Annotated in this window: 25 protein-coding genes and 1 pseudogene; 24 read left to right on the top strand and 2 right to left on the bottom strand. The window is 65.8% G+C overall.

The genetic code is table 11. The features are described from left to right. Positions 1-123: 123 nt before the first annotated feature. The 12 genes from E8F11_RS05010 (at position 124) to E8F11_RS04955 (ending at position 10,573) form a co-directional block, all read left to right on the top strand. On the top strand, positions 124-1,104 hold the full coding sequence (locus E8F11_RS05010; protein WP_280287713.1) for an IS110 family transposase: 981 nt from the start codon (positions 124-126) through the stop codon (positions 1,102-1,104). A gap of 361 nt (positions 1,105-1,465) precedes the next feature. Then, positions 1,466-2,509, top strand: coding sequence for an LLM class flavin-dependent oxidoreductase (locus E8F11_RS05005; protein ID WP_280287712.1), 1,044 nt, complete (start codon positions 1,466-1,468; stop codon positions 2,507-2,509). Between the two features lie 67 nt (positions 2,510-2,576). Continuing rightward, positions 2,577-2,732: a hypothetical protein gene (locus E8F11_RS05000; RefSeq protein WP_280287711.1), complete on the top strand. Its 156-nt coding sequence runs from the start codon at positions 2,577-2,579 to the stop codon at positions 2,730-2,732. A gap of 128 nt (positions 2,733-2,860) precedes the next feature. Next, a complete protein-coding gene (locus E8F11_RS04995) occupies positions 2,861-3,547 on the top strand; it encodes an isochorismatase family cysteine hydrolase (protein ID WP_280287710.1) in 687 nt (228 codons plus the stop codon). Between the two features lie 5 nt (positions 3,548-3,552). Continuing rightward, on the top strand, positions 3,553-4,917 hold the full coding sequence (locus tag E8F11_RS04990; RefSeq protein ID WP_280287709.1) for a cytosine permease: 1,365 nt from the start codon (positions 3,553-3,555) through the stop codon (positions 4,915-4,917). A 346-nt stretch (positions 4,918-5,263) separates the two neighbouring features. After that, positions 5,264-5,854, top strand: coding sequence for an amino acid synthesis family protein (locus tag E8F11_RS04985; RefSeq protein WP_280287708.1), 591 nt, complete (start codon positions 5,264-5,266; stop codon positions 5,852-5,854). Positions 5,855-5,880: 26 nt separating this feature from the next. After that, entirely contained in the window at positions 5,881-6,714 is an 834-nt protein-coding gene (locus E8F11_RS04980; RefSeq protein WP_280287707.1) for an alpha/beta fold hydrolase, read from the top strand. Next, on the top strand, positions 6,711-8,192 hold the full coding sequence (locus E8F11_RS04975) for an aldehyde dehydrogenase (RefSeq protein ID WP_280287706.1): 1,482 nt from the start codon (positions 6,711-6,713) through the stop codon (positions 8,190-8,192). Before E8F11_RS04980 ends, E8F11_RS04975 begins: the two co-directional genes overlap by 4 nt. An 11-nt stretch (positions 8,193-8,203) precedes the next feature. Next, the gene (locus tag E8F11_RS04970) at positions 8,204-8,689 is read left to right on the top strand and encodes a flavin reductase family protein (protein ID WP_280287705.1); all 486 of its coding nucleotides are present in this window, start codon (positions 8,204-8,206) and stop codon (positions 8,687-8,689) included. Positions 8,690-8,779: 90 nt separating this feature from the next. Continuing rightward, positions 8,780-9,169 carry a carboxymuconolactone decarboxylase family protein gene (locus tag E8F11_RS04965; protein ID WP_028628079.1) on the top strand — a complete coding sequence of 130 codons (390 nt, stop codon included), beginning with the start codon at positions 8,780-8,782 and terminating at the stop codon, positions 9,167-9,169. 83 nt (positions 9,170-9,252) lie between these two features. Continuing rightward, on the top strand, positions 9,253-10,005 hold the full coding sequence (locus E8F11_RS04960; protein ID WP_280287704.1) for a GntR family transcriptional regulator: 753 nt from the start codon (positions 9,253-9,255) through the stop codon (positions 10,003-10,005). Between the two features lie 4 nt (positions 10,006-10,009). Further along, entirely contained in the window at positions 10,010-10,573 is a 564-nt protein-coding gene (locus tag E8F11_RS04955) for an NUDIX hydrolase (RefSeq protein ID WP_280287703.1), read from the top strand. A gap of 117 nt (positions 10,574-10,690) precedes the next feature. Here the strand turns inward: E8F11_RS04955 and E8F11_RS04950 are convergent, their stop codons facing one another. Next, positions 10,691-10,984, bottom strand: a complete 294-nt coding sequence (locus E8F11_RS04950) for a DUF1330 domain-containing protein (RefSeq protein WP_280287702.1) — start codon at positions 10,982-10,984, stop codon at positions 10,691-10,693. An 80-nt stretch (positions 10,985-11,064) separates the two neighbouring features. Between E8F11_RS04950 and ribBA the strand changes: the two genes are divergently transcribed. The 6 genes from ribBA (at position 11,065) to E8F11_RS04920 (ending at position 17,480) form a co-directional block, all read left to right on the top strand. Then, a complete protein-coding gene (gene ribBA / locus E8F11_RS04945) occupies positions 11,065-12,174 on the top strand; it encodes a bifunctional 3,4-dihydroxy-2-butanone-4-phosphate synthase/GTP cyclohydrolase II (RefSeq protein ID WP_280287701.1) in 1,110 nt (369 codons plus the stop codon). Positions 12,175-12,738: 564 nt separating this feature from the next. Then, positions 12,739-13,764, top strand: coding sequence for an ABC transporter substrate-binding protein (locus E8F11_RS04940; protein WP_280287700.1), 1,026 nt, complete (start codon positions 12,739-12,741; stop codon positions 13,762-13,764). After that, the gene (locus tag E8F11_RS04935; protein ID WP_280287699.1) at positions 13,749-14,708 is read left to right on the top strand and encodes an ABC transporter permease; all 960 of its coding nucleotides are present in this window, start codon (positions 13,749-13,751) and stop codon (positions 14,706-14,708) included. Before E8F11_RS04940 ends, E8F11_RS04935 begins: the two co-directional genes overlap by 16 nt. A 3-nt stretch (positions 14,709-14,711) precedes the next feature. Further along, positions 14,712-15,521: an ABC transporter permease gene (locus E8F11_RS04930; protein ID WP_280287698.1), complete on the top strand. Its 810-nt coding sequence runs from the start codon at positions 14,712-14,714 to the stop codon at positions 15,519-15,521. A 17-nt stretch (positions 15,522-15,538) separates the two neighbouring features. Then, on the top strand, positions 15,539-16,687 hold the full coding sequence (locus tag E8F11_RS04925) for an ABC transporter ATP-binding protein (RefSeq protein WP_280287697.1): 1,149 nt from the start codon (positions 15,539-15,541) through the stop codon (positions 16,685-16,687). A 652-nt stretch (positions 16,688-17,339) separates the two neighbouring features. Beyond that, complete coding sequence (locus E8F11_RS04920; protein WP_280287696.1) at positions 17,340-17,480, top strand: hypothetical protein; 141 nt, start codon at positions 17,340-17,342, stop codon at positions 17,478-17,480. A gap of 372 nt (positions 17,481-17,852) precedes the next feature. On the opposite strand, the gene rfaH is transcribed toward E8F11_RS04920, so the two are convergent. Continuing rightward, positions 17,853-18,356 (bottom strand): transcription/translation regulatory transformer protein RfaH, encoded by a 504-nt coding sequence (gene rfaH, locus E8F11_RS04915; RefSeq protein WP_280287695.1) that lies wholly within the window; start codon positions 18,354-18,356, stop codon positions 17,853-17,855. Positions 18,357-18,892: 536 nt separating this feature from the next. On the opposite strand from rfaH, the gene E8F11_RS04910 reads away from it, so the two are divergent. From E8F11_RS04910 to E8F11_RS04885, 6 genes and pseudogenes are all read left to right on the top strand, one after another. After that, the gene (locus E8F11_RS04910; RefSeq protein ID WP_280287694.1) at positions 18,893-20,782 is read left to right on the top strand and encodes a phage tail sheath C-terminal domain-containing protein; all 1,890 of its coding nucleotides are present in this window, start codon (positions 18,893-18,895) and stop codon (positions 20,780-20,782) included. A gap of 13 nt (positions 20,783-20,795) precedes the next feature. Next, positions 20,796-21,314: a phage tail protein gene (locus E8F11_RS04905; protein WP_280287693.1), complete on the top strand. Its 519-nt coding sequence runs from the start codon at positions 20,796-20,798 to the stop codon at positions 21,312-21,314. Positions 21,315-21,322: 8 nt separating this feature from the next. Next, positions 21,323-22,057, top strand: coding sequence for a hypothetical protein (locus E8F11_RS04900; protein ID WP_280287692.1), 735 nt, complete (start codon positions 21,323-21,325; stop codon positions 22,055-22,057). After that, on the top strand, positions 22,057-22,893 hold the full coding sequence (locus E8F11_RS04895) for a hypothetical protein (protein WP_280287691.1): 837 nt from the start codon (positions 22,057-22,059) through the stop codon (positions 22,891-22,893). Before E8F11_RS04900 ends, E8F11_RS04895 begins: the two co-directional genes overlap by 1 nt. 2 nt (positions 22,894-22,895) lie before the next feature. Then, on the top strand, positions 22,896-24,065 hold the full coding sequence (locus tag E8F11_RS04890; RefSeq protein ID WP_280287690.1) for a Pvc16 family protein: 1,170 nt from the start codon (positions 22,896-22,898) through the stop codon (positions 24,063-24,065). After that, a pseudogene (locus E8F11_RS04885) lies at positions 24,062-24,677 on the top strand (ATP-binding protein); the annotation flags it as partial. The gene E8F11_RS04890 and the pseudogene E8F11_RS04885, both read left to right, overlap by 4 nt.

The raw sequence follows: 24,677 nt of genomic DNA, 5'->3' as shown, positions 1-24,677 counted from the left end.
TCCCATCCTGAGAGCTCGACTCTGTTTCGTAGATTGTGCTCCCGGCCCTCTTCTCCAACTCCTGAATGGTATCCAAGCCCCTCCACCGGAGTGAGGCTGCATGAACAAGGCAAGGATCGAGAGATGGCGGTTATTGGAATCGATGTCAGCAAGCAAAAGCTCGACTGTCTGTGGTTACGCGACCCGGACAGTCTGAAGGTCAAGACCAAGGTATTTACCAATCAAGTAGACGGCTTTGCCGCCTTGATCGAGTGGTGCTGCACCCACAGTGGCGTTGCCGCCGGGGAACTGAAGGTGTTCCTTGAGGCCACCGGGGTCTACCACGAATCCTTGGCGTATTACCTGCACGACCGTGGCGTTCAGGTCTTCGTCCTGAACCCGGCGCAAGTCCGCGAATATGCGCGCAGCCTGGGTATTCGCGGTAAGACGGACAAGCAGGACAGCCTGGTGCTCGCCCGTTTTGGCGCGACCCAAAAGGCCCGACGCTGGTTGCCGGAGGCGCGGGAGATCCGCGAGCTGAAAGCGATGATCGTGCGGTATGAGGCGTTGCAGGAGGACCTCCAGCGCGAACTGAACCGGCGGGAAAAAGCCGAGGTCAGTCAGGCCAGCCTCAGCGTAGTGGCCTCCATCGATACGATGCTCAGTGCCCTGCGTCAGGAGGCCGAACGCCTGAAGCAGGAGATCGACGACCACATCGACCGGCACGACCAGCTCAAACGCAACCGGGAGCTGCTGCGGAGCATCCAGGGCATCGGGGATGTCCTTTCCCGCCACCTGCTGGCGTTTCTGCACAGCCGCGACTTTGGCTGTGCCCGACAATGCGCGGCCTATGCGGGCCTGGTTCCACGCCCCTGGGACTCGGGGACGTCGGTAAAAGGCAAACCACGCTTGACCAAAGCGGGGCAGCCTCGGCTGCGGGCCAAGCTCTACATGGGGGCCATTGTGGCCAAACAGCACAATCCCACGGTCAAAGCGCTTTACCAGCGTCTGCTGGCACGCGGGAAAGCCAAGATGAGCGCCCTGGGCGCGGCCATGCGCAAGCTGCTGCAGATTGCCTATGGTGTGCTCAAGACGCAGACACCCTATCAGATGCAACCGACCTGAAAGGGTCGGTTGCATCTGATCGGAGAGATGGTATCTACGAACTGCAAGCCTGCGACTGGAGCCAACCCGGTAGGGTGCGCCGTGCGCACCAGCGTCTGGGCGTGGCGCCGGACCTACCCCTGGAATCGGTGCGCGCAGCGCACCCTACCGTGAAGCACGTACGGGCTTCATGCACGAGGCCAGGGTTTCCCCCGGCTTCACCGGAAGACAGGGAGGACTGACGGAAAACTTTGCAGATATCCCATATTATGGTATACCAATATCCAGCAAACAGCCCCACTCCTCCGAGGACGCGGGCGGAGTCACCCCACCGCAGCCGGCCGCTCCCTGGCCGGGCAGAAAAAGGTTCGAGGTAAGCGACATGAAATTCTCTTTGTTCGTGCACATGGAGCGCTACGACGAGCAGGTCAGCCACCGTCAGCTCTTCGAAGATCTGACGGAACTGACCCTGATGGCGGAAGCCGGCGGCTTCAGCACCGTGTGGATCGGCGAACACCATGCGATGGAGTACACCATCTCGCCGAGCCCCATGCCGCTGCTCTCCTACCTGGCCGCCCGGACCAGCACCATCCGCCTGGGCGCCGGAACCATCATCGCGCCCTTCTGGCACCCCATACGCGTCGCCGGCGAATGCGCCTTGCTGGATGTGATCAGCAACGGCCGCATGGAAGTGGGTCTGGCCCGCGGCGCCTACCAGTACGAATTCGACCGCATGGCCGGTGGCATGCCCGCGTCCTCCGGTGGCCAGCACCTGCGCGAAATGGTGCCGGTGGTGAAAGCCTTGTGGCAGGGCGACTACGCCCATGAAGGCGAAATCTGGAAGTTCCCCACCTCCACCTCCTCGCCGCGCCCGATCCAGCAGCCCGGTCCGCCGATCTGGATCGCCGCCCGCGACCCGGATTCGCACAACTTCGCGGTGAAGAACGGCTGCAACGTGATGGTCACCCCGCTGATGAAGGGTGACGAGGAAGTGGTGGACCTGAAGAACAAGTTCGAGACTGCTCTCGCCAACAACCCGGATGTGCCGCGCCCGCAACTGATGGTACTGCGCCACACCCACGTACACGGCGTGGACGACCCGGAAGGCTGGAAGGTCGGTGCCGCCGCCATCTCGCGGTTCTACCGCACCTTCGATGCCTGGTTCGGCAACAAGGAAGTCCCGGTCAACGGCATCCTCCAGCCGAGCCCGGAAGAGAAGTTCAAGGACCGGCCGGAATTCGAGCTGGAGAACATCCGCAAGAACACCATGATCGGCACCCCCGAAGAAGTCATCGCACGCATCCGCCACTACCAGGAGCTGGGCGTGGACGAGTTCAGCTTCTGGGCCGACAATAGCCTGTCCCATGCCGAGAAGAAGAAGTCCCTGGAACTCTTCATCAAGCACGTGGTGCCGGCGTTCAACTGAGTCATCGCGTCACGTGGCCGGATCGGGCGATCCGGCCACGCTCCCCATGAAGATGGTCGACAGCCCCATGAACCAAGGCCTGATCACCTGCAACGCCCAACCACTGCCCGGAGCCTCGATGGCTTACCTGCGCGGCAAGTGGACACCTGCGCACGTTCACCTGAAACGCCTGCGCGCCTCCGTATCGGCCAAGCAGAACGGCTTCTGGCAGATAGTCTCCTGAGCGACTCTCCCCGCTGAACTCACCTGGCAGCCGGCTCGATCCCTCGAGCTCCCGGTCCTGGCATCCGTGCATCGACGGCGCCATGGCGCGGGCTGCCGGCATTTTCCGCACAAAAACAAGAGTTGCCCATGAGAAACGATATCGCCTACCTGGTCATCGACATGCAGCAGGAGGATGGCTTCCACCTGCATGACTTCGAGACCGTGCTCGACAACAGCGCCGCCTTGATCGCTGCCGCGCGTGCCGCCGGCATTCCCCTGATCTACACGCGACATATCAACGATGCAGAGGCCACCGACCTGCCGCCCGGCGAGCCGCTGGAGGCCAACGGGCGTCCGGCCAGCTATTGCGCGGGGACCCGCCAGGTGGAAATCCTTGCGCGCCTGGCGCCACAACCGGGCGACTGCGTCATCGACAAGCCGCGCTACAGCGCCTTCCACCGCACCGACCTGGACGCACGGCTGAAGTGCCTGGGCGTCAGCCGCCTGATGGTTTCCGGCGTGCTTACCGACGCCTGCGTGCTGGCGACGGTGCAGGACGCCTTCGCCCTCGGCTACCGGGTCGACCTGATAGCCGACGCCTGCACCACCACCACCCGCGCGGCGCACTACGCCGCACTGCTGATCCTGGCCAACTGGGTCTACGCCATCGAGCTGTTCGCCACCGGGGAGTACCTGCGCGCCCTGCGGGGCGAGCCCTTCATATCCTGCCGCCCACAGGCGCCGGACCAGTTCGCCCACCAGCCCGTGCAGTTCGTCGAAACCATCGCCCTTCTCGAATCCAGCCTCGGCCTGCAGCGCCGGGATCAGGAGTGACCGCCATGAACGTCGAGAAACGCAGCATCGATTTCATTCCCGAAAGCGAGCGCCACGGCAAACCCGGCTCGCTGTTCTACATCTGGTTCGGCGCCAACATGAACATCACCACCATCGCCTCCGGCGTGCTGCCGGTGGTCATCGGCCTGAACCTGTTCTGGAGCGCCATGGCGATCATCCTAGGTTCGCTGATCGGCGCCCTCTTCATGGCTTCGCACTCGGCCCAGGGGCCGAAGCTGGGCATTCCGCAAATGATCCAGAGCCGCGCCCAGTTCGGCGTGATTGGCGCCGTGCTGCCGCTGCTGTTCGTGATGCTCATCTACCTGGGCTTCTTCGTCAGCAACACCTTGCTGGCCGCCCAGGCCATCGAATCGGTCAGCCCCCTGGGCGGCGACGGCAACATCTACCTGATCGGTGCGCTGTGCTTCGTGGTCGCGCTCTACGGCTACCGGTTGATCCACCGCCTGCAGAAAGTCCTGTCGATCCTCTCCATCCTGGTGTTCCTGGTCGCCACGGCGCTCGCCCTGGGCCTGCCAATCCCCGCCGGGCAGTGGTCGCCGGCCGGCTTCTCGCTGTCCAAGTTCCTGGTGGCGGTGAGCATCGCCGTCACCTGGCAGCTCTCCTATGCCCCCTATGTGGCGGACTACTCGCGCTACCTGCCGAGCAGCACGCCCATGTCCCGGGTGTTCTGGTTCAGCTACGCCGGCACCGTGGCCGGCGGGGCCTGGATGATGATCCTCGGCGCCATGCTCAGCGTTGCCATCGGCGGTTTCGCAGGCAACGTCGGCAGTCACCTGGCGCAGTTGTTCGGACCTGGCGCGGTGCTGCTGTTCGTATTCATCATCTATGGCCAAGTGGCGATCAACGTGTTCAACCTCTATGGCGCCTTCATGTCCACGGTGACGGTGATCGAGCCATTCGCGCGCCTTCGCGTGACGCCTGTGGTCCGGGGGCTGTTCATGCTGGCGATCAGCATCATCGCCACCGCCCTGTGCACCATCAGCCAGGAGGACTTCATCGCCTTCTTCCTCAACTTCATCTTCTTCATGAGCTACTTCCTCATCCCCTGGACCGCCATCAACCTGGTGGACTACTACTGCCTGCGCAAAGGCGACTACTGCGTGCCCGACATCTTCGACATGGACGGCCGCTATGGCCGGGTGAACCTGGTGGCGTGCGGCAGCTTCGTGCTGGCCATCCTGCTGGAAGTACCCTTCATGAACACCACCCTCTACGTCGGCCCCATCGCCAATGCCCTGGACGGCATCGACCTGGCCTGGGTGGTGGGGTTGCTGGTACCGGCTATCACCTACTACGGGCTGATGCGGCGCAAGGCCGCAAACGCGGCTGAACGGTCCCTGGCGCAGTAGCCGCACAGGGTGGAACTGCCTCTTTTTGTGGGGGCGAATTCATTCGCTAACCGGGCCGTAGGCGCGGCCGGTGGTTCCAAGGGGGCGCTGTGCGCCCCATCGCGAATGAATTCGCCCCCACAGGAAATGCGCCCGACTCATTGCCTCTTTGTACGCAAATGGAATCTCGTATTACGGTATTCCATCATTTTCCCTTATCCTTCGCGCCCCGCCGCCAGCTGCATTCCGGGCCTCCCCACGACCTTCCGTCGCCAAGCCCCGCCCTCCCCCGGCACCTGGCTCTTGCATATTCAATATTATGGTATACCATCAGACAACAAACGAATTCCCCAACCTGGAGAGCCCAATGAGTTTCGAAATCCGCAAGATCGTCAGCTACGTCGAAGAGACCTTCATCGAGGGCGGCAAGGCCACCGACAAGCCAGTGACCATGGTGGGCCTGGCCGTGGTGATCAAGAACCCCTGGGTCGGCCGCGGTTTCGTCGAGGACCTCAAGCCCGAGATCAAGGCCAACTGCTCCGACCTCGGCGCGATGATGGTCGAGCGCCTGACCGCCGCCATCGGCGGTGCCGCGAAGATCGAAGCCTATGGCAAGGCCGCCGTGGTCGGCGCCGATGGTGAAATCGAACACGCCTCTGCCGTGATCCACACCCTGCGCTTCGGCAACCACTACCGCCAGGCGGTGAACGCCAAGAGCTACCTGAGCTTCACCAACAAGCGCGGCGGTCCGGGCACCTCGATCCAGATCCCGATGATGCACAAGGACGACGAGGGCCTGCGCTCCCACTACATCACCCTGGAAATGCAAATCGAGGACGCGCCGCGCGCCGACGAGATCGTCGTTGTGCTGGGCGCTGCCGACGGTGGCCGCCTGCACCCGCGCATCGGCAACCGCTACATCGATCTGGAAGAGCTGGCCGCCGAGCAGGCCCAGTGATCCCAAGGCCCGTGCAGGAGCGATCCATGATTCGGCTCACCGCTGAACGCACCCCGGCCGGCACCAGCTATCTGGCGACCGGCCAAGGCCACCCCGTGGTACTGATCCACGGCGTGGGCCTGAACAAGGAAATGTGGGGAGGCCAGATCGTCGGCCTCGCTCCGCACTTCCAGGTCATCGCCTACGACATGCTCGGCCACGGCGCCAGCCCGCGTCCGGAACCGGGCACCGGGCTGGCCGGCTATGCCGCGCAGCTGAAGGAGTTGCTCGACCACCTGCAATTGCCGCAGGCCACGGTCATCGGCTTCTCCATGGGTGGCCTGGTGGCACGGGCCTTCGCCCTGCACTTCCCGCAGCAACTGGAAGGTCTGGTGATACTCAACAGTGTGTTCAACCGCAGCGCCGAGCAACGCGCCGGGGTGATCGAACGCACCCGCCAGGCCGCCGAGCACGGCCCGGACGCCAATGCCGAGGCGGCCCTGTCGCGCTGGTTCAGCCGCGAGTACCAGGCGGCCAACCCGGCGCAGATCGCCGCCATCCGCCAGACCCTTGCCAGCAACGACCCGCAGGGCTATCTGACTACCTATGAGCTGTTCGCCACCCAGGACATGTACCGCGCCGATGACCTCGCCGGCATCCAGGTGCCGACCCTGGTCGCCACCGGCGAGCTGGACCCCGGCTCGACGCCCGAGATGGCCCGGCAGCTGGCCGAACGCATTCCCGGTGCCCAGGTCGCGGTGCTCGACGAGCAGCGCCACATGATGCCGGTGGAGTCGCCGCGCCTGGTCAACCAGGTGCTGCTGGACTTCCTCCACCAGGCGCAGACTATCCAGAACAAGACAAAGGGGATCGTCGCATGACCCTCGCACGCTTCCAGATGTGCATCGACGGCCAGTGGGTCGATGCACTGGCCGGCAAGACCTTCGAAAGCCTCAACCCGGCATTGGCCGAGCCCTGGGCGGAGCTGCCCGACGCCGATGAAGCGGATGTCGAGCGCGCCGTACAGGCCGCCCAGAAGGCCTTCGAGAACCCGGCCTGGCGCGGCCTGACCGCCACCGCGCGCGGCAAGCTGCTGCGCCGCCTGGGCGACCTGATCGCCGAGAACAAGGAGCACCTGGCCCAGCTGGAAAGCCGCGACAACGGCAAGCTGATCCGCGAGACCCGCGGCCAGGTCGGCTACCTGCCGGAGTTTTTCCACTACACCGCGGGCCTGGCGGACAAACTCGAAGGCGGTACCCTGCCACTGGATAAGCCCGACCTCTTCGCCTACACCGTGCACGAGCCGCTGGGCGTGGTGGCCGGGATCATTCCCTGGAACAGCCCGCTGTATCTCACCGCGATCAAGCTGGCCCCGGCGCTCGCCGCCGGCAACACCATCGTGCTGAAACCCTCCGAGCACGCCTCGGCGACCATTCTCGAACTGGCACGCCTGGCGCTCGAAGCCGGCATTCCGGCGGGCGTGGTCAACGTGGTCACCGGCTTCGGCCCGAGCACCGGCGCGGCGCTGACCCGCCATCCGCTGGTGCGCAAGATCGCCTTCACCGGCGGCGCGGCCACCGCCCGCCATGTCGTGCGCAGCAGCGCGGAGAACTTCGCCAAGCTGTCGCTGGAACTGGGCGGCAAGTCGCCCAACATCATCTTCGCCGACGCCGACCTGGACAGCGCCATCAACGGCGCCGTGGCCGGCATCTACGCCGCCTCCGGGCAGAGCTGCGTGGCCGGCTCGCGCCTGCTGGTGCAGGACGAGATCTACGACGAATTCGTCGAGCGCCTGGTGGCCCGCGCCCAGCGCATCCGCATCGGCAACCCGCAGGACGAAACCAGCGAGATGGGCCCCATGGCCACCGCGCAGCAGCTCGCGGTAGTCGAAGGCCTGGTGGCCGATGCCCTGGCCGAGGGTGCGCGCCTGCGCCTGGGCGGCAAGCGTCCGGCCATCGACGCACAGGGCTGGTACTACGAGCCGACCCTGTTCGAGTGCGACCGCAACTCGATGAAGATCATGCAGGAAGAAGTCTTCGGCCCCGTGGCTTCGGTCATCCGTTTCAAGGACGAGGCCGAGGCCCTGGCGATCGCCAACGACTCCCAGTTCGGCCTCGCCGCCGGCATCTGGACCCGCGACCTCGGCCGTGCCCATCGCATGGCCCGCGACATCCGCTCCGGGATCATCTGGGTCAACACCTACCGTGCAGTTTCCGCCATGGCCCCCATCGGCGGCTTCCACAACAGCGGCTACGGCCGCGAGAGCGGCATCGATTCGGTGCTGGCCTACACCGAGCTGAAAACGGTGTGGATCAACCTCTCGCAGGCGCCCATGCCTGACCCCTTCGTGATGCGCTGAGGAGACCCGCGATGATCGAACCCGGCATCTACAAAGAAGTGATGGGCTCCTTCCCCTCCGGCGTCACGGTGGTCACCACCCTGGACGGCGACGGGGAGATAGTCGGCATCACCGCCAGCGCCTTCAGCGCCCTGTCCATCGACCCGGCCCTGGTGCTGTTCTGCCCCAACTACGCCTCGGACACCTACCCGATCCTGCGCGACAGCAAGCAGTTCGCCATCCACCTGCTGTGCGCCGACCAGCAGGCCGAGGCCTATGCCTTCGCCAGGAAAGGCAAGGACAAGGCGCAGGGCATCGAATGGCACCTGAGCGAGCTGGGCAACCCGCTGCTCTCCAAGGCCACCGCCATCATCGAGTGCGAACTGTGGCGCGAATACGACGGTGGCGACCACGCCATCATCGTCGGCGCGGTGAAGAACCTGATCCTGCCCAAGGACGAGGTCACGCCCATGGTCTACCACCGGGGCAAGCTCGGCGCCCTGCCGGAGATCGACTGAGTCACCCTTCAGGGCAGCCCGTCGCCACTCTCGGCAGCGGCCCTTTTTTATTGCCGTACCTGCACAAGACCAGAGGTGGAGGAATCACCGATGAGCAACGAGAAATACGAAAAAGGCCTGGAGATCCGAACCCAGGTGCTGGGCGAGGCCTATGTGAACAAGTCGATCCAGAACGCCGACGACTTCACCCGCCCGCTTCAGGAACTGGTCACCGAATACTGCTGGGGCCACGTCTGGGGCCGGGACGGTTTATCGCTGAAAGAACGCAGCATGATAAACTTGGCCATGATTTCGGCACTCAACCGCCCCCACGAACTGAAGCTGCATGTTCGCGGTGCCCTGCGTAACGGCCTGTCCCGGGAGCAGATCCGCGAAATCCTGCTGCAAGTCGGCATCTACTGCGGTGTACCGGCAGCGGTGGACAGCTTCCGCATCGCCCGCGAAGCCTTCGCCGAGGCCGACGCAGAGGCCCAGGGTTGAGCGCCAGCAAGAACTGACGAGGGAGCATCCGGTGGTGCTCCTTCGTTGTTTTTCTACGGACAGCCATAACCAGAGCGGACCACATGAAACGCTTGCCCCTCGATGACAGCTTCAAGGTCAACCGCAACCCCGTCACCCTGCGCGAGATCGTCCTCGACAAGCTGCGGGGCGCCATCCTGAACTTCCAGTTGCTGCCCGGCGACCGCCTGGTTGAGCGCGACCTCTGCGACCGCCTCGGCGTCAGCCGCACCTCGGTGCGCGAAGCCCTGCGCCACCTGGAATCCGAGGGCCTGGTGGAGTTCGCCGACGCCAAGGGGCCGCGCGTGGCCATCATCACCCTGGAAGACGCCTGTGACATCTACGAGCTGCGCTGCGTGCTCGAGGGCCTGATCGTCCAGCTCTTCACCCTCAACGCCAAGGCCAAGGACATCCGCGCCCTGGAGCGCGCCCTCGAGGAGAACCGCAAGGCCCTCGAAGAAGGCGAGCTGCAGCAGGTGCTGGAATCCGTGCAGGGCTTCTACGACGTGCTGCTGGAAGGCTCCGGCAACCACATCGCCGCCACCCAGTTGCGCCAGCTGCAGGCACGCATCAGCTACCTGCGCGCCACCTCGGTGTCCCAGGCGAACCGCCGCGGCGCCAGCAACAAGGAAATGGAGCGCATGGTCGAGGCCATCAAGAGCGGCGACCCGCTGGCCGCCCACCAGGCTTCGGTGGACCACGTCCGCGCCGCCGCCAAGGTGGCCCTGGAGTACCTCAAGTCCAAGCAGGACGAACCGGGCAAGGTGCGCGACATCGCCACGCCCATCGCCCTCAAAGAGCCGCGCATAGGGCGCTGACGAGATGCCCGCCCCGCGCTTCTGTCCCAGCTGCGGCAGCGGCGGCCTGAGCCGCCAGTGCCCTGCCGGGGACACCCACGAACGGCTGGTCTGCGCGGGCTGCGGCTACATCCACTACGAAAACCCGAAGGTCATCGCCGGCTGCATCATCGAGCAGGACGGCAAATACCTGCTGTGCCAGCGCGCCATCCCGCCGCGCCCCGGCACCTGGACCCTCCCCGCCGGCTTCATGGAGAACGGCGAGACCACCGAGGAAGCGGCGCTGCGCGAAGTCTGGGAAGAGAGCGGCGTGCGCGCCGAGATCGTCTCGCCCTACTCCATCTTCAGCGTGCCGAAGATCAGCGAGGTCTACATCATCTTCCGCGCCACCGCCCTGGAAGTGACCGGCCAGCACGGCCCGGAAACCCTCGCCTACCGCTTCTTCGCCCCGGAGGAGATTCCCTGGGACGCCATCTACTATCCCGCCATCCGGCAGATCCTCGAACGCTATATCGAGGAACGCCAGGCCGGGGTGTATGGCATCTACATGGGTAATGACGATACCGGGAAGATCCACTTCATCCGGTGATCCGGTTCACCGCCTTCTTGTAGGTTGGGCAGAGCGCAGCGAAGCCCAACAATCCCGACCTCGTGCCAAGGCAATGTTGGGCTTCGCTCAGCTCAGCGGAGCGCCGCCCGGTCCAACCTACGGCTCCACCCCCTCCACGATGATCACCTCCGCCCGCGCCACCCCCTGGCGATAGCCACAGGCTTCCTGGTACTCCGCCGAGCGGTAGCAGGCCAGCGCCTGCTCATAGGAGGTGAACTCGATCACCACGCTGCGCTGCGGCGTCTCCCGTCCCTCCAGCGCCTCGGAGCGGCCGCCCCGAGCGAGGATCTTGCCGCCATACCTGGCAAAAGCGGCCGGGGCGCGGCGGGTGTATTCGCTGTAGCGGGTCGGGTCCGTCACATCGACGTGGGCGATCCAGTAAGCCTTCATGCTGACCTCTGCTGTTTCGGCTAAATTGGTATTATGGTATACCAGATTACCCACCCCTCAATCCAGCCAGGTACCGCACCATGCCGTTCAATCGCATCGAAGAAATCATCGAAGACTTCCGCCAGGGCAGGATGGTCCTGCTGGTCGACGACGAGGACCGCGAGAACGAGGGCGACCTGCTCCTGGCGGCGGAAATGTGCACGCCCGAAGCGATCAACTTCATGGCCCGCGAAGCCCGCGGCCTGATCTGCCTGACCCTGACCGACGAGCACTGCCAGCGCCTCGGCCTGGAGCAGATGGTGCCCGCCAACGGCAGCGCCTTCGCCACCGCCTTCACCGTCTCCATCGAGGCCGCCAGCGGCGTGACCACCGGCATTTCCGCCGCCGACCGCGCCCATACCGTACTCACCGCCGTCGCTCCGGAAGCGTGCGCCGACGACCTGGTGCAACCCGGCCACATCTTCCCCCTGCGCGCTCGCGAAGGTGGCGTGCTGACCCGCGCCGGGCATACCGAAGCCGGCTGCGACCTGGCTCGCCTGGCCGGCTTCAGCCCAGCGGCGGTGATAGTCGAGGTGATGAACGACGACGGCAGCATGGCTCGCCGCCCGGACCTGGAAGCCTTCGCCGAAAAGCATGGGATCAAGATCGGCACCATCGCCGACCTGATCCACTACCGCCTCAGTACCGAACACACGGTCACCCGCATCGGCGAACGCGAACTTCCCACGGTGCACGGCACCTTCCGCCTGGTCACTTTCGAGGACCGCATCGAGGGCGGCGTGCACATGGCCATGGTGATGGGCGACATCCGCCGCGACGAGCCGACCCTGGTGCGGGTGCATGTGATCGACCCGCTGCGCGACCTGGTCGGCGCCGAGTACACCGGGCCGAAGAACTGGACCCTCTGGGCCGCGCTGGAGAAGGTCGCCGAGGCCGGCCACGGCGTGGTGGTGGTGCTGGCCAACAACGAGTCCTCACAGGCCCTGCTGGAGCGCGTGCCGCAACTCACCCAGCCGCGCCGCCAGTTCAGCCGCTCGCAATCACGCATCTACTCCGAAGTCGGCACCGGCGCGCAGATCCTCCAGGACCTGGGCGTGGGCAAACTGCGCCACCTCGGCGCACCGCTGAAATACGCCGGCCTGACCGGCTACGACCTGGAAGTGGTGGAGACCATTCCGTTCGAGGGTTGAGCCCTTCCCCGGCACCACACCCTCTGTAGGAGCGAATTCATTCGCGAAGCAGGCCTCAGGCCTGCCCTGCAAGCCCGACGGGGGCTGCTGCGCAGCCCTTCGCGATTGAATTCGCCCCCACAGAGGGACTGGTGCCAGCCTGGTAGCCCGGATGCAATCCGGGAGCAAGGGTGCAGGCAATCCCCGGATTCCATCCGGGCTACGGCCTGATGCTCTTCCTGTGGGGGCGAATTCATTCGCTAAGCAGACCGCAGGTTTGCCCTGCCAGGCCGATGGGGGCTGCTGCGCAGCCCATAGCGAATGAATTCGCCCCCACAAGAGACTTTTCCACCCAACCATTCATCACCAGCGAAGCGGCTTCCAGCGGCGATGGCGACAACCGGCAACGCCGAGGACTTGCAGAAAGTTTGGAATACCATAATATGACATTCCGTAGGCCGAGATATTTTCCGGGAACTGCCTCCCGGCCCGGCCGCCCCTGATGGCCCCACGGGGCCCCCTGCTCCTGATAAGCGGGTAAGGCAAGCCCGCTTGCGTACAAACACAACAATGAGGGCAAGCAAGATGGTGTTTAAGAAACGCGCTACCGCGGTACTCGCCGCAGCATTCCTGGCCGCGACCGGCACCGCCGCCATCGCCGCCGAAAACATCAGCTTCGTCAGTTGGGGTGGCACTACCCAGGACGCGCAGAAGCAGGCCTGGGCCGAGCCCTTCAGCGAGGCCAGCGGCATCCGCGTGGTGCAGGACGGCCCGACCGACTACGGCAAGCTCAAGGCCATGGTCGAGAGCGGCAACGTGCAGTGGGACGTGGTCGACGTCGAAGCCGACTTCGCCCTGCGCGCCGCCAGCGAAGGCCTGCTCGAGCCCCTCGACTTCAACGTCATCCAGCGCGACAAGATCGACCCGCGCTTCGTCTCCGACCACGGCGTCGGCTCCTTCTATTTCTCCTTCGTGCTCGGCTACAACCAGGGCAAGCTCGGCGGCAAGGCGCCGCAGGACTGGACCGCCCTGTTCGACACCGCCAACTACCCGGGCAAGCGCGCCCTCTACAAGTGGCCGAGCCCCGGCGTGCTGGAACTGGCCCTGCTGGCTGACGGCGTACCGGCCGACAAGCTCTACCCGCTGGACCTGGACCGCGCCTTCAAGAAACTCGACACCATCAAGCAGGACATCGTCTGGTGGGGCGGCGGCGCCCAGTCCCAGCAACTGCTCGCCTCTGGCGAAGCCAGCCTGGGCCAGTTCTGGAACGGCCGCGTCTATGCCCTGCAACAGGATGGCGCGCCGGTCGGCGTGAGCTGGAAACAGAACCTGGTCATGGCTGATTTCCTGGTCATCCCCAAGGGCGCCAAGAACAAGGACGCGGCCATGAAGTTCCTGGCCAATGCCAGCAGCGCCAAGGGCCAGGCCGAGTTCGCCAACCTCACCGCCTACGCCCCGGTGAACGTCGACAGCGTCGGCCAGCTCAAGAGCGACCTCGCCCCCAACCTGCCCACCGCCTACGCTAAGGACCAGATCACCCTCGACTACGCGTACTGGGCCAAGAACGGCCAGGCTATCGCTGCTCGGTGGAACGAATGGCTGGTCAAGTGAAGATGGCCGCCATCCAGCCCAACTCGCCGGCCAAGGCCACCGGAAGTGCATCCCGCGCTTCCGGCAACCCCCAGTCCAAGGCTGTGCCGATGAAGCAAGACAACCAGGCCGCACTGCGCTGGCGCGGCGCCCGCAACCTGATCCCGGCCCTGCTGTTCCTCGGCCTGTTCTTCCTCGCGCCGCTGATCGGCCTGCTCCTTCGCGGCGTACTCGAACCCACCCCGGGCCTGGGCAACTACGAGCAGCTGTTCGCCAACTCCGCCTATGCCCGCGTGCTGTTCAACACCTTCGCCGTCGGTGGCCTGGTGACCCTGATCAGCCTGCTGCTGGGCTTCCCCCTGGCCTGGGTGATCACCCTGGTGCCCCGCGGTTGGGGCCGCTGGCTGCTGAACATCGTGCTGCTGTCGATGTGGACCAGCCTGCTGGCGCGCACCTATTCCTGGCTGGTGCTGCTGCAGGCCTCCGGGGTGATCAACAAGGCGCTGATGGCGCTGGGCATCATCGACCAGCCGCTGGAGATGGTGCACAACCTCACCGGTGTGGTGATCGGCATGAGCTACATCATGATTCCCTTCATCGTGCTGCCGCTGCAGGCGACCATGTCGGCCATCGACCCCATGGTGCTGCAGGCCGGCTCCATCTGCGGCGCCAGCCCCTGGACCAACTTCTTCAAGGTGTTCCTGCCCCTGTGCCGGCCGGGTCTGTTCTCCGGTGGCCTGATGGTCTTCGTCATGTCGCTGGGTTACTACGTCACCCCGGCCCTGCTGGGTGGCGCGCAGAACATGATGCTGCCGGAGTTCATCGTCCAGCAGGTGCAGTCCTTCCTCAACTGGGGCCTGGCCAGCGCCGCCGCCGCGCTGCTGATCGCCATCACCCTGGCGCTGTTCTACGTCTACCTGAAGCTGCAGCCGGAATCGCCGGTGGCTTCGAGCACTGCGAGGTAAGCCATGCTGCTGTCACCCAACGCCATGGGCCTGCGCCTGCGCATCGGCCTCTACCTCACCACGGGGGCGATCGCAGCGTTTCTCCTGCTGCCGATCCTGTTCATCGTGCTGCTGTCCTTCGGTTCCTCCCAGTGGCTGGTGTTCCCGCCGCCGGGCTGGACCCTGAAGTGGTACGAACAGTTCTTCTCCAATGCCGAGTGGATGGAGTCGGCCCTGGCCAGCCTCAAGGTCGCCGTGCTGACCACCATTTGCTCCGTGGCCCTGGGCCTGCCCACCGCCTTCGCCCTGGTGCGCGGCAAGTTCCCCGGCCGGGAGATGCTCTATGGGCTCTTCACCCTGCCGATGATCGTGCCGCTGGTGATCATCGCCGTCGCCGTGTACGCCCTGTTCCTCAAGCTGGGCTACACCGGCACGCTGTTCTCCTTCGTGGTCAGCCACGTGATAGTCGCCCTGCCCTTCACCATCATCTCGATCATCAACTCGCTGAAGCTGTTCGATCAGTCCATCGAGGATGCCGCGGTGATCTGCGGTGCCTCGCGCCTGCAGGCGGTGATCAAGGTGACCTTCCCGGCGATCCGCCCCGGCATGATGGCCGGCGCCCTCTTCGCCTTCCTGGTCTCCTGGGATGAGGTGGTGCTGAGCGTGATGATGGCCAGCCCGACCCTGCAGACCCTGCCCGTGAAAATGTGGACCACCCTGCGCCAGGACCTGACCCCGGTGATCGCCGTCGCCTCGACGCTGCTGATCGGCCTGTCCGTACTGGTCATGGTGATCGCCGCCGCCCTGCGCCGGCGCAATCAAGTCAGCGCCTGAGCGCCGAGGAAAACGAAATGAGTGCCGTGATCCAAGACACCCGCGAAAACAAGACCCTGGTCAGCCTGCGCAACCTGAACAAGCACTACGGCGACTTCGCCGCCGTGGACAACATCTCCCTGGACATCCAGGACGGCGAGTTCCTCACCTTCCTCGGCTCCAGCGGCTCCGGCAAGAGCACCACTCTGTCGATGCTGGCCGGCTTCGAGACGCCCAGCTCCGGGGAAATCCTGGTGGACGGCAAATCCCTGGTGAACGTGCCGCCGCACAAGCGCGACATCGGCATGGTGTTCCAGCGCTACTCGCTGTTCCCCCATCTCAACGTGCGCGACAACATCGGCTTCCCGCTGGACATCCGCAAGCAGGCCGCCGGCGAGCGCGAGCGCCGCGTCGAAGCCATGCTCAAGCTGGTGCGCCTGGACCCGTTCGCCCATCGCCGCCCGGCCCAGCTCTCCGGCGGCCAGCAGCAGCGCGTGGCCATCGCCCGGGCGCTGGTCTACGAGCCACGCATCCTGCTGATGGACGAACCCCTGGGCGCCCTGGACAAGAAGCTGCGCGAAGACCTGCAGGACGAACTGCGCCACCTGCACCGTCGCCTCGGCATCACCATTGTCTACGTCACCCACGACCAGGAAGAAGCCATGCGCCTGTCCCAGCGCATCGCCATCTTCAGCCACGGCAGGATCGTCGGCCTGGGCAGCGGCTATGACCTGTACCAAAACCCGCCGAATGCCTTCGTCGCCTCTTTCCTGGGGAACTCCAACTTCCTCAAGGTGAAGGCCCAAGGCAACGCCGCCGCCAGCTTCGAGAACCAGTCCCTGGCCATCCGCCCCACCGCCGGCCTGCACAACGGCCAGGACCTGGTACTGATGGTGCGCCCGGAAAAGGCCCAGGTACTGACCCCGGAACAGGCTGCCCGGGAACCCCTGGCCGCCGGCTGGAACCAGATCCAGGCCAAGGTCGCGGAAACCGTGTTCCTCGGCGAGTGCCTGACCTGCAGCGTGACCACTGCCAGCGGCGCCAGCCTGACGCTCAAGGAGCTTTCCGGCTCCACCGCACCGCTGCAACCGGGCGCACCGGTACTGGTGCGCTGGGCCGCGGCGGACGCCTGCGTCTACACCGAGTGGAACGAAAGTGACCTGACCAAGGGCGCAGGCGCGCATTGAGGTGAAGCCCCGAGGCATCCCAGGATTCGGGATGCCTCGTCACGGTTCGGGTAGCTCGACCGCAGGGTGCGCCATGCGCACCAACTACGATGTCCAAACCTGATACTGAGCCCGCCGACGCCAATGCCGGTGCGCACAGCGCACCCTACGCGATGGGCCGTTGCGCAAGGAGACTCAACCCGCTCCCTCGGCTTTCTTCTCCGCCTCATCCAACTCCTTCAGGCGCTTGTCGTACATGGCGCATTCGTCTTCGCCGGCCTTGGTCGAGGTCTCGGGTTATGGACCCAGAGGGTGGGCAGCAGGACGAGGCAGGCGCCCAGGACGCAGGGCATTTTCATGGCGTGATCCTCGCGTTGCGAACAACCCGTTCCCTTGGGTGGATGGCGCCCCGCCTGGGAAAGTTCAGGTGGAATCGCCACCGTTGCCCTCGAAAACTCACCGCCAATCCACTACCGCAGACAACGCCTGGCCGAAGGAAACACCCGGCGTCCGGGCCTCTACCACCCATGCCAGGGTTTCGACCTTTCGCTGGATGCGCGCGCCATCCGCGTTGACAGGGCGGGCTCCGCCGAAAAGGATTGAACCAAGACCGCGCCAACCGTGCCTGCACCGGTGGCGTGCCCCTGCTGCTCTTCCCGATGGCGAGGTGGATATGTCTGGCCGGAATGCGCGTGAGAAAGTCCTGGCGAGGGTCCCGACCTTCTTCAAGTCCTCCAGCCTCTACCTCGGCATGCTGATGGCGCTGGCCCTCTATGCCGCAGTCGCCATTCCGCTGGACCTCTTCGGCCCATAGCCGCTAAACCGAGTTTCACTGTCCCGCCAGATAACTCGCCAAGGGACCTGCCCCGCCGGGGACTTGATATCCGGGAAGGATACAAAAACTACCAGCGCGATATTTGCCGGCAGGTACCAAGTTGCATCCCGCAATATGGACAAGGTGGCAGCGGAAGGATTTATAGCGGGCCGCCAAAGCAACTTGAAACCCCCATCGAAGTCAACTGATCCGGCAAAGATCCGGCTGAAAAATCCGCGAGATGAATGCACAAACCGGGAGCGTCAAGAAATTGCACAAACACAATTCAATAAACTTTCACGACAATGCCGCGAAATATTAAATTAACACCAGCGAATGTAATTCAACGACACGCCTGGAATCGCGCTTTATTCAAGCCACAAGATGGGAAATTGGAATACTCACTTGCTGTTGGCGATTGAGGATATTAAACAAGAGCATCACCCGTTGCTCCCCATCCATGGCCAGGAAGATCGCATCCATCTCCGCATAGGGCCCGACCCGGACCTGAACCCTGTCCCCAGGGTTCAGTGCGGCGCATTCACCGGCCTCGTCGCAGCGCAGCCTGAGGTGTTCGACGATACTGTCCGGCACCTGCGAGGGCTTTCCCGAGAAGCTGACGACCCGCGTCACGCCTCGCGTTGAGCGCAATGCGGTCCAGTTGTCCTGGGCACGAAAGTGGACGAAGAGGTAGCCGGGAAACATGGGCAGGGCGAGCCGCCTGAGCTTGCCGCCCTTGAGGCTTTCCACCTTGAGGGTCGGGCAGAAGCAGTCGAAGCCCTGGCGCATCAGGTGCTCCCGCGCACGCTCGTCCTGGCGCGCTTTGCATTGCACGAGATACCAGGCGATGTCGGGGAGAAGTACGTGTTTGTTCATGGCCGTCCCTAGCGCGAATCAACCTCTAACTGACGCTAGTTCTTCCCTGAATTCCGCGCTGCCGGGTAAATCGGCCCGCCGACTAATGGTAGGAGCAGCCCTGGTAGTTTTCCGTGCAACTTGCCCGTCGGTCGGAAAGAGCCATCCGCCTACGCAGAAAGATTGTGCGCCTTAAATGGCGAACTATCCTGATTTTCTGTCTCCTGACAGCACTCATTGAAGGCACTCTGCCATCAATTATTGCACATGGAATTGTGATCCCCAAGTTAGTACACAAGTTCCAGACAAACAAACTTTCGCCCAATTTGTTGAAGGCGAGTGGCGGTAGCATTGTGTCCAGTTAAATAACTGCACGGTCGATAAGGAAGCGACTCGATCATTCCCCCTCCGTGTCTTGCCGCTCCAGCGTCCTGCTGGCGACGGCAACAGTTCCAGCCCTGCCCCGAAGTCGAACCGAGTCACCCAAGAGTCCACCAGGGACGCCTCCCGGCGCCTCCCCGGCTGGGTCCCCTGCACAGCGCAAAGGAGTCGGCGTCATGGTCCAAGTCAGCTATCCCGGTGTCTACATCGTCGAAAAGGCCAGCGGGGTACGCACCATTACCGGTGTTGCGACCTCCATCGCCGCCTTCGTCGGCTATACGCGCAAGGGCGTGCCCGACAAGGCTGTGGCCATCACCAGCTTCGCCGATTTCGAACGCGGCTACGGCGGCCTCGACCGCGACAGCCCGCTCTCCTATGCCGTGCGGCAGTTCTTCCTCAACGGCGGGACCCAGGCCCTGATCGTGCGGGTCGCGGTCGGCCACGGCACCAGTGCCTGGGTGCTGGAGAATGGCGCTGGCGATCCGGTCCTCGAAGTCAACGCCGCCAGCCCCGGCACCTGGGGCAACGGCCTGCGGCTGAGCGTGCAGCACACCGGCGTACGCAACCCCGACAGCGACTTCAACCTGGTGGTCTCGCAGTTGCAGGCCGACGGCACCACCCTGGTGCCGGTGGAAACCCACCGCAACCTCAACCTCGACTCGAACTCGGCGCAGTACGCCGTCTCGGTGATCAACAACGCCTCGGCCCTGATCCGCGTCGCCCGCAGCGGCGGCCTGGCCTTCGCCGAGGCCGGGCGCGCGGTCAGCGGCGAGATCAGCAGCTTCCCCCTCGACCCGGCCGACACCACCATAGGCGGCACCCTGGACGGCACCACCCCGTTCCTGTTGAACCTCCAGGGCGGGCCCTGGAACAACATCGGGGACCTGGTCACCTCGACCAACGACGCCATAGTCGACGCGGGACTGGCGGCCCAGTTGCAGGGCTCGGAAACCGGCGCCGACGGTGAAACCGGTAACGATCACCTGACCCTGGAATCCATGACCGCCGGCGAATCCTCCAGCGTGACCATCGCCGGCGGCGCCTTCGGCGGCCTCAGCGCCACCATCCAATTGGGCCTTGCCAACCTCGGCCGCGAGTTCACCGGCGCCGCCGAGCACCGCCCGGTGGTGGTCAGCAACCTCGCGCCCGCCTCGCCGGGGGCCGATGGCGCCCGCGGCGGCGCCCTGGAACTGGTGGGCAGCGAATCGGCCAAGACCGGCATCCATGCCCTGCTGGACGTGGACCTGTTCAACATCCTGGCGATCCCGGAAACCTTCGACATGACCGCCGGCCAGGAAGCCGGGGTGATCCCCGCCGCCACCAGCCTGTGCGAAGCACGGCGCGCCTTCTACATCGTCGACGCGCCGGCCAACCGCACCCTGGCCAACATCGGCGCCTGGGCCAATGGCGCCTCGCAGTCGCGCAACGCGGCCACCTACTTCCCCGCCGTGCGCATCGTCGATCCGCTGGATGGCCTGCGGCCTCGGGCGATGGCCCCGTCCGGCACCCTGGCCGGGGTCTATGCGCGCACCGACGCCACCCGCGGCGTGTGGAAGGCTCCCGCCGGCACCGATGCCGTGCTCAACGGCGTGCTCGACCTGGCCCTGCCGGTCAACGACCTGGAAAACGGCCAGATCAACCCCCTGGGGGTCAACGTGTTGCGCAGCTTCCCCGCCTACGGCCGGGTTTCCTGGGGCGCACGCACCATGAAGGGCGCCGACGCCCAGGCCGACGAATACAAGTACATCCCCATCCGCCGTCTCGCCCTGTTCATCGAGGAGAGCCTCTATCGCGGCACCCAGTGGGTGGTCTTCGAACCGAACGACGAGCCGCTCTGGGCGCAGATCCGCCTGAACATCGGCGTCTTCATGAACGGCCTGTTCCGCCAGGGCGCGTTCCAGGGCAAGACGCAACAGGAAGCCTTCTTCGTCAAGTGCGACAAGGAGACCACCACCCAGGCCGACCGCAACCTCGGCATCGTCAATATCCAGGTCGGTTTCGCCCCGCTGAAACCGGCGGAATTCGTCGTCCTCACCATCCAGCAGATCGCCGGCGATCTGCAATAAAGGGAGTCGGATCATGGCCCAATTCGCCGTCAACACCCATCGCTTCGATCCCTACAAGAACTTCAAATTCCGCATCAAATGGGATGGCCGCTACGTCGCCGGGGTGAGCAAGGTCGGCGCGCTCAAGCGCACCACCGAAGTGGTCGAGCATCGCGAAGGCGGCGACCCCTCCACCTCGCGCAAATCCCCCGGACGCACCAAGTACGAGGCCATCACCCTGGAGCGCGGCGTGACCCACGACCTGGAATTCGAGGCCTGGGCCAACAAGGTATGGCACGTGGGCACCGGGCTGGGCGCCGAGGTGAGCCTCAAGGACTTCCGCAAGGACCTGATCCTCGAGGTCTACAACGAGGCCGGCCAGGTGGTGCTGGCCTACAAGCTCTATCGCTGCTGGGTCTCCGAGTTCCAGGCGATGCCCGACCTGGATGCCAATGCCAACGCCATCGCCATCCAGACCCTGAAGCTCGAAAACGAGGGCTGGGAACGCGATCCGGAGGTTTCCGAACCCACCGAACCGGTCCTGGCCGGCTGAGCCGAACCATGCACCCGCTTCCTTCGCGCATCGCCCTGCGGCCCTTCGGCGAACTCCCGGACCTGGACCTGGATTTCGCCGACCGCGACCGGCCGCGCCTGGTCACCGACCTGCTGACCCAATGCGCCGCCGGCGCCGACGCCGAGTTCTGGTGGGCGCAGCCGGTGGCTGCGCGCAGCGCCACGCTGCTGCGCCTGGTGGCCGTCACTGACGCCGTGCGGGCGCTGCCCTTCAGCGCCCGCTGTCCGGCCTGCGCCGAGGCGTTCGAGTTCGAACTGGAGCTGGCGACATTGCTGGCAGGAGCCGACGACAGCGGGCCGATGCGCGTCTGCCTCGACCCGGGCAACGAATTGGCCCTGCGCCGCCCCACCGGCGACGACCTGCGCCGCTGGCGTAGCGCGCAGCCCGCCACTCGCGCCGAAGCCCTGCGGCTGATGCTCGACGACCTGCTGCTGGAGGGGCAGGTGCGGCCCGAGGACGAGACCCGGCTTTCCGCAGCCGTGGCGGCGGCCGACCCGCTGGTGGCCCTGGCGGTGGCCTGCGACTGCCCGGCCTGCGGCGCTGCCAGCGAAGTCCCCATCGCCCTCGACGACACCGCACTGGCGCGCCTCGCCGCGCGACAGCGGACGCTGCTGCGCGAGGTGCATTGCCTGGCCTCGCGCTACGGCTGGAGCGAAGCCCAGGTCATGGCGCTGCCGCCCGCGCGCCGCGCCCACTACCTCGCCCTGATCGAGGCCTCATGATGAGCGACTACTTCGCCGCCCTGATGCGCGCAAGCAACCTGTTCGCCAGCGGCGCCACTCCAAGCCCCGAAGCCCCACTGGAGTTCGGCGTGGAAGCCCCGGCTGCGCCTCTGCCCGCTGCCCCCGCGCTCCGTCCCTTGCGCACGGAACCCCGGGCCGCAGTGATCGCCAGCGAGCAGCCGACGCCCGCCGCACAGGTATCGCAGCCTGTGCCTGCCCGCCAGCGTCACGACGCTATCCACCCGGCCAGCAGCGCCATACCGGCCCTCGTTGCCCCGGGGCCGCGCGCAGAACCCGCCACCAGGTCACCAGCCGCTCCGCAGTCTCGGCAGCCCGGCGTCGAATTGCCGGACGGCGGGCCGCCGCGCAGTCCCCAGGCCGGCGAACGGGTCCAGGCTGCCATGCGCTGGGTGGCGAGCGACCCGCAGTTGACGCCGCCGGTGCAGCCTGCGCCGACGCCACGCCGCGCCATGGCGGAGAACCCGGACCGCGGCCAGACGCCTTTCGCGGCCATTCCGCCCGAGGCCAGCGCGCCGCTGGAGCCACCGCGCCCGCCGCTCGCCCGGAACGAGGCCAGTGCCCCGCTGCCCACGCCGGTGGCGATACCGATCCAGGCAACGGAACCTGCCAGGCGCTACGCCGAGCCCGAAGCACAGGTCGCGGCGGCAGAAGAGCAGCTGGAGATTTCCATCGGTGCCATCCACCTGCGGGTCGAGGCCCCGGCGCCGCGGACCCTGGCCCGCACGGCCACGCCAGCGACCCCCGCGCAGCAGCCCGCGGCGTCCGCGTCTCCCACCCGTAGCGGCCTGTCACGCCGCGCACTGCGGAGGCTCTGACCATGTCCCTCGCGGATTCCGGCAAGGCCATAGGGGCGGTCACCCGCCTGATCCAGGATCACCTGATCAGGCGTGGATTCGATGTGTCCATCGGCAAGCCGGAGGACGCGGCGAATATCGATTCCAACGAGAAGCTCAACCTCTTCCTCTACGAAACCGCCCTCGATCCGCAGCTGCGCAACCTGTCACTGCGCGATGGCGAGCCGCCGCCGCTCTGGCTGGTGCTGAAGTTCCTCCTGACCGCCTTCGACGTCGGCGAAAGCAGTGACACCGCCGCCGCCCACGACCTGCTCGGACGTGGCATGGCAGCGCTGCACGAACTCGGCTTCCTGCCGCTGGACTCCCTGGTGGCGCTGGACGTGCGCCAGGCCCTGGAGCACAACCCGGAGCCGCTCAAGCTGAGCTTCGACGAATCCGGCGCCGATCTCCTGGCCAAGACCATGCAGGGCGCCGAGGAGCGCTATCGGCTTTCGGTGGCCTTCCAGGTGCGCCCGGTGATGATAGTGCCGGCCAGCCTGCCACGCGGCGCGCTGCTGGTGGGGGTCGACTACAGCACCACGCCCGAGACCCTGATCGGCCGAGAAGGCGTGCAGGTAGCCGTGATTCCGTCCATGGGCGCGCGCCTGGACCGGGTCGAGCCCGCCCGCTTCGAAGCCGGCGCCACCCTCACCCTCCATGGCGACGACCTCAACCCGAGCAACCTGGAAGTGCTGCTGGGCAACGTCCAGCTCAGCGTGGTCGAACGCCAGCCGCAGCGGTTGGTGGTGACCGCCGAAGGCAGCCCCGGCAGCCCCATCGCCTCGGGCACCACCCTGTCTGCCGGCGAGATGCCGCTGGTGGTGCGCCGGCGCCTGTCGCCCACCCGCACCCGCTCCAGCAACCTGCTCGCCGCGCGCCTGCTGCCGACCCTGGACAGCGCCGCGCTGGTGGGCGGCGACCTGCACCTGCAAGGCACCCTGCTGGGGACCGACAGCGACGACCTGATGGTGCTCTTCTATCGCGAATCCGATGGCGTGACCCTGCACCTGTTCGACGAGGCCAGCACCGCCGCCGACCAGCACAGCCTGGTGGTTGCCGGCGCCGCGGCGGCGGTCCCGGCCGGCAGCTACCGGGTGATCCTGCGGGTGAACAACCAGCAGGCCAAGGCCAGCCCGAGGGTGGTGGTGCCATGACCAACCCACTCAGTGCCCACGCACTGGCCGACCCGGTGGCCTTCCTCCCCGGCGTGCACGGCCAGGACGCGCTGGCAGGTTACTGGCTCGCCCAGGTCACCCTGCGCCTGCGCCGCGAAGTCTGCTGGCTGTGGCGCGAGCGGCGGCTGCAGGGCGGCGAGGAGGCCGCGTGGCCACCAACGGTGGACGGCGCCCTGGCCGCCCTCGACCTGTTGCGCTACGAGCACGACAAGCGGGCCTTCTTCGCCGAAGACGTCACCGCCCGCTACCTCGGCGAACGCATTGCCGCCGCCCCGCCGCCGGATGCGGCCAGCACGCCGCGCGGCTCCTTCGGTTGGGTCGCCCGGCAGCTGGAGCTGGCACCGGTGGAGCGTTTCGTGCTGGCGCTGGCCCTGCTGCCGGGCATCGACAGCGCCGCCGGGCCGGTAATCGCCAGCTGCCTCAACGACCTGTCGCGCACCAGTCCCAACCTGGCCCTGGCGCAATGCCTGTGGGACGCGCCGGACGAGCTCCTGCGCTGCTTCGATCCGGCGCACCCGCTGTTGCGTCATGGCCTGTTGAGCACGACCCAGCCCCATGACTGGCACAGCGCGCTGGCCGTGCCGGCACTGG

The organism is Pseudomonas sp. BN417 (genome assembly GCF_029871205.1).
GTDB lineage: Bacteria > Pseudomonadota > Gammaproteobacteria > Pseudomonadales > Pseudomonadaceae > Metapseudomonas.
The sequence above is the reverse complement of the archived record's forward strand: the minus strand, read 5'-3'. Positions and strand labels throughout refer to the sequence as shown.

Coding starts and splice junctions, on each gene's coding strand:
- E8F11_RS04890 (WP_280287690.1), top strand. CDS start 22,896: ATGTCCCTCGCGGATTCCGGCAAGGCCATAGGGGCGGTCACCCGCCTG.
- E8F11_RS04965 (WP_028628079.1), top strand. CDS start 8,780: ATGAGCAACGAGAAATACGAAAAAGGCCTGGAGATCCGAACCCAGGTG.
- E8F11_RS05010 (WP_280287713.1), top strand. CDS start 124: ATGGCGGTTATTGGAATCGATGTCAGCAAGCAAAAGCTCGACTGTCTG.
- E8F11_RS04960 (WP_280287704.1), top strand. CDS start 9,253: ATGAAACGCTTGCCCCTCGATGACAGCTTCAAGGTCAACCGCAACCCC.
- E8F11_RS04990 (WP_280287709.1), top strand. CDS start 3,553: ATGAACGTCGAGAAACGCAGCATCGATTTCATTCCCGAAAGCGAGCGC.
- rfaH (WP_280287695.1), bottom strand. CDS start 18,356: ATGAACAAACACGTACTTCTCCCCGACATCGCCTGGTATCTCGTGCAA.
- E8F11_RS04930 (WP_280287698.1), top strand. CDS start 14,712: ATGCTGCTGTCACCCAACGCCATGGGCCTGCGCCTGCGCATCGGCCTC.
- E8F11_RS04975 (WP_280287706.1), top strand. CDS start 6,711: ATGACCCTCGCACGCTTCCAGATGTGCATCGACGGCCAGTGGGTCGAT.
- E8F11_RS04940 (WP_280287700.1), top strand. CDS start 12,739: ATGGTGTTTAAGAAACGCGCTACCGCGGTACTCGCCGCAGCATTCCTG.
- E8F11_RS04980 (WP_280287707.1), top strand. CDS start 5,881: ATGATTCGGCTCACCGCTGAACGCACCCCGGCCGGCACCAGCTATCTG.
- E8F11_RS04995 (WP_280287710.1), top strand. CDS start 2,861: ATGAGAAACGATATCGCCTACCTGGTCATCGACATGCAGCAGGAGGAT.
- ribBA (WP_280287701.1), top strand. CDS start 11,065: ATGCCGTTCAATCGCATCGAAGAAATCATCGAAGACTTCCGCCAGGGC.
- E8F11_RS05005 (WP_280287712.1), top strand. CDS start 1,466: ATGAAATTCTCTTTGTTCGTGCACATGGAGCGCTACGACGAGCAGGTC.
- E8F11_RS04970 (WP_280287705.1), top strand. CDS start 8,204: ATGATCGAACCCGGCATCTACAAAGAAGTGATGGGCTCCTTCCCCTCC.
- E8F11_RS04950 (WP_280287702.1), bottom strand. CDS start 10,984: ATGAAGGCTTACTGGATCGCCCACGTCGATGTGACGGACCCGACCCGC.
- E8F11_RS04925 (WP_280287697.1), top strand. CDS start 15,539: ATGAGTGCCGTGATCCAAGACACCCGCGAAAACAAGACCCTGGTCAGC.
- E8F11_RS04900 (WP_280287692.1), top strand. CDS start 21,323: ATGCACCCGCTTCCTTCGCGCATCGCCCTGCGGCCCTTCGGCGAACTC.
- E8F11_RS04905 (WP_280287693.1), top strand. CDS start 20,796: ATGGCCCAATTCGCCGTCAACACCCATCGCTTCGATCCCTACAAGAAC.
- E8F11_RS04955 (WP_280287703.1), top strand. CDS start 10,010: ATGCCCGCCCCGCGCTTCTGTCCCAGCTGCGGCAGCGGCGGCCTGAGC.
- E8F11_RS04895 (WP_280287691.1), top strand. CDS start 22,057: ATGAGCGACTACTTCGCCGCCCTGATGCGCGCAAGCAACCTGTTCGCC.
- E8F11_RS04985 (WP_280287708.1), top strand. CDS start 5,264: ATGAGTTTCGAAATCCGCAAGATCGTCAGCTACGTCGAAGAGACCTTC.
- E8F11_RS05000 (WP_280287711.1), top strand. CDS start 2,577: ATGAACCAAGGCCTGATCACCTGCAACGCCCAACCACTGCCCGGAGCC.
- E8F11_RS04935 (WP_280287699.1), top strand. CDS start 13,749: ATGGCTGGTCAAGTGAAGATGGCCGCCATCCAGCCCAACTCGCCGGCC.
- E8F11_RS04910 (WP_280287694.1), top strand. CDS start 18,893: ATGGTCCAAGTCAGCTATCCCGGTGTCTACATCGTCGAAAAGGCCAGC.
- E8F11_RS04920 (WP_280287696.1), top strand. CDS start 17,340: ATGTCTGGCCGGAATGCGCGTGAGAAAGTCCTGGCGAGGGTCCCGACC.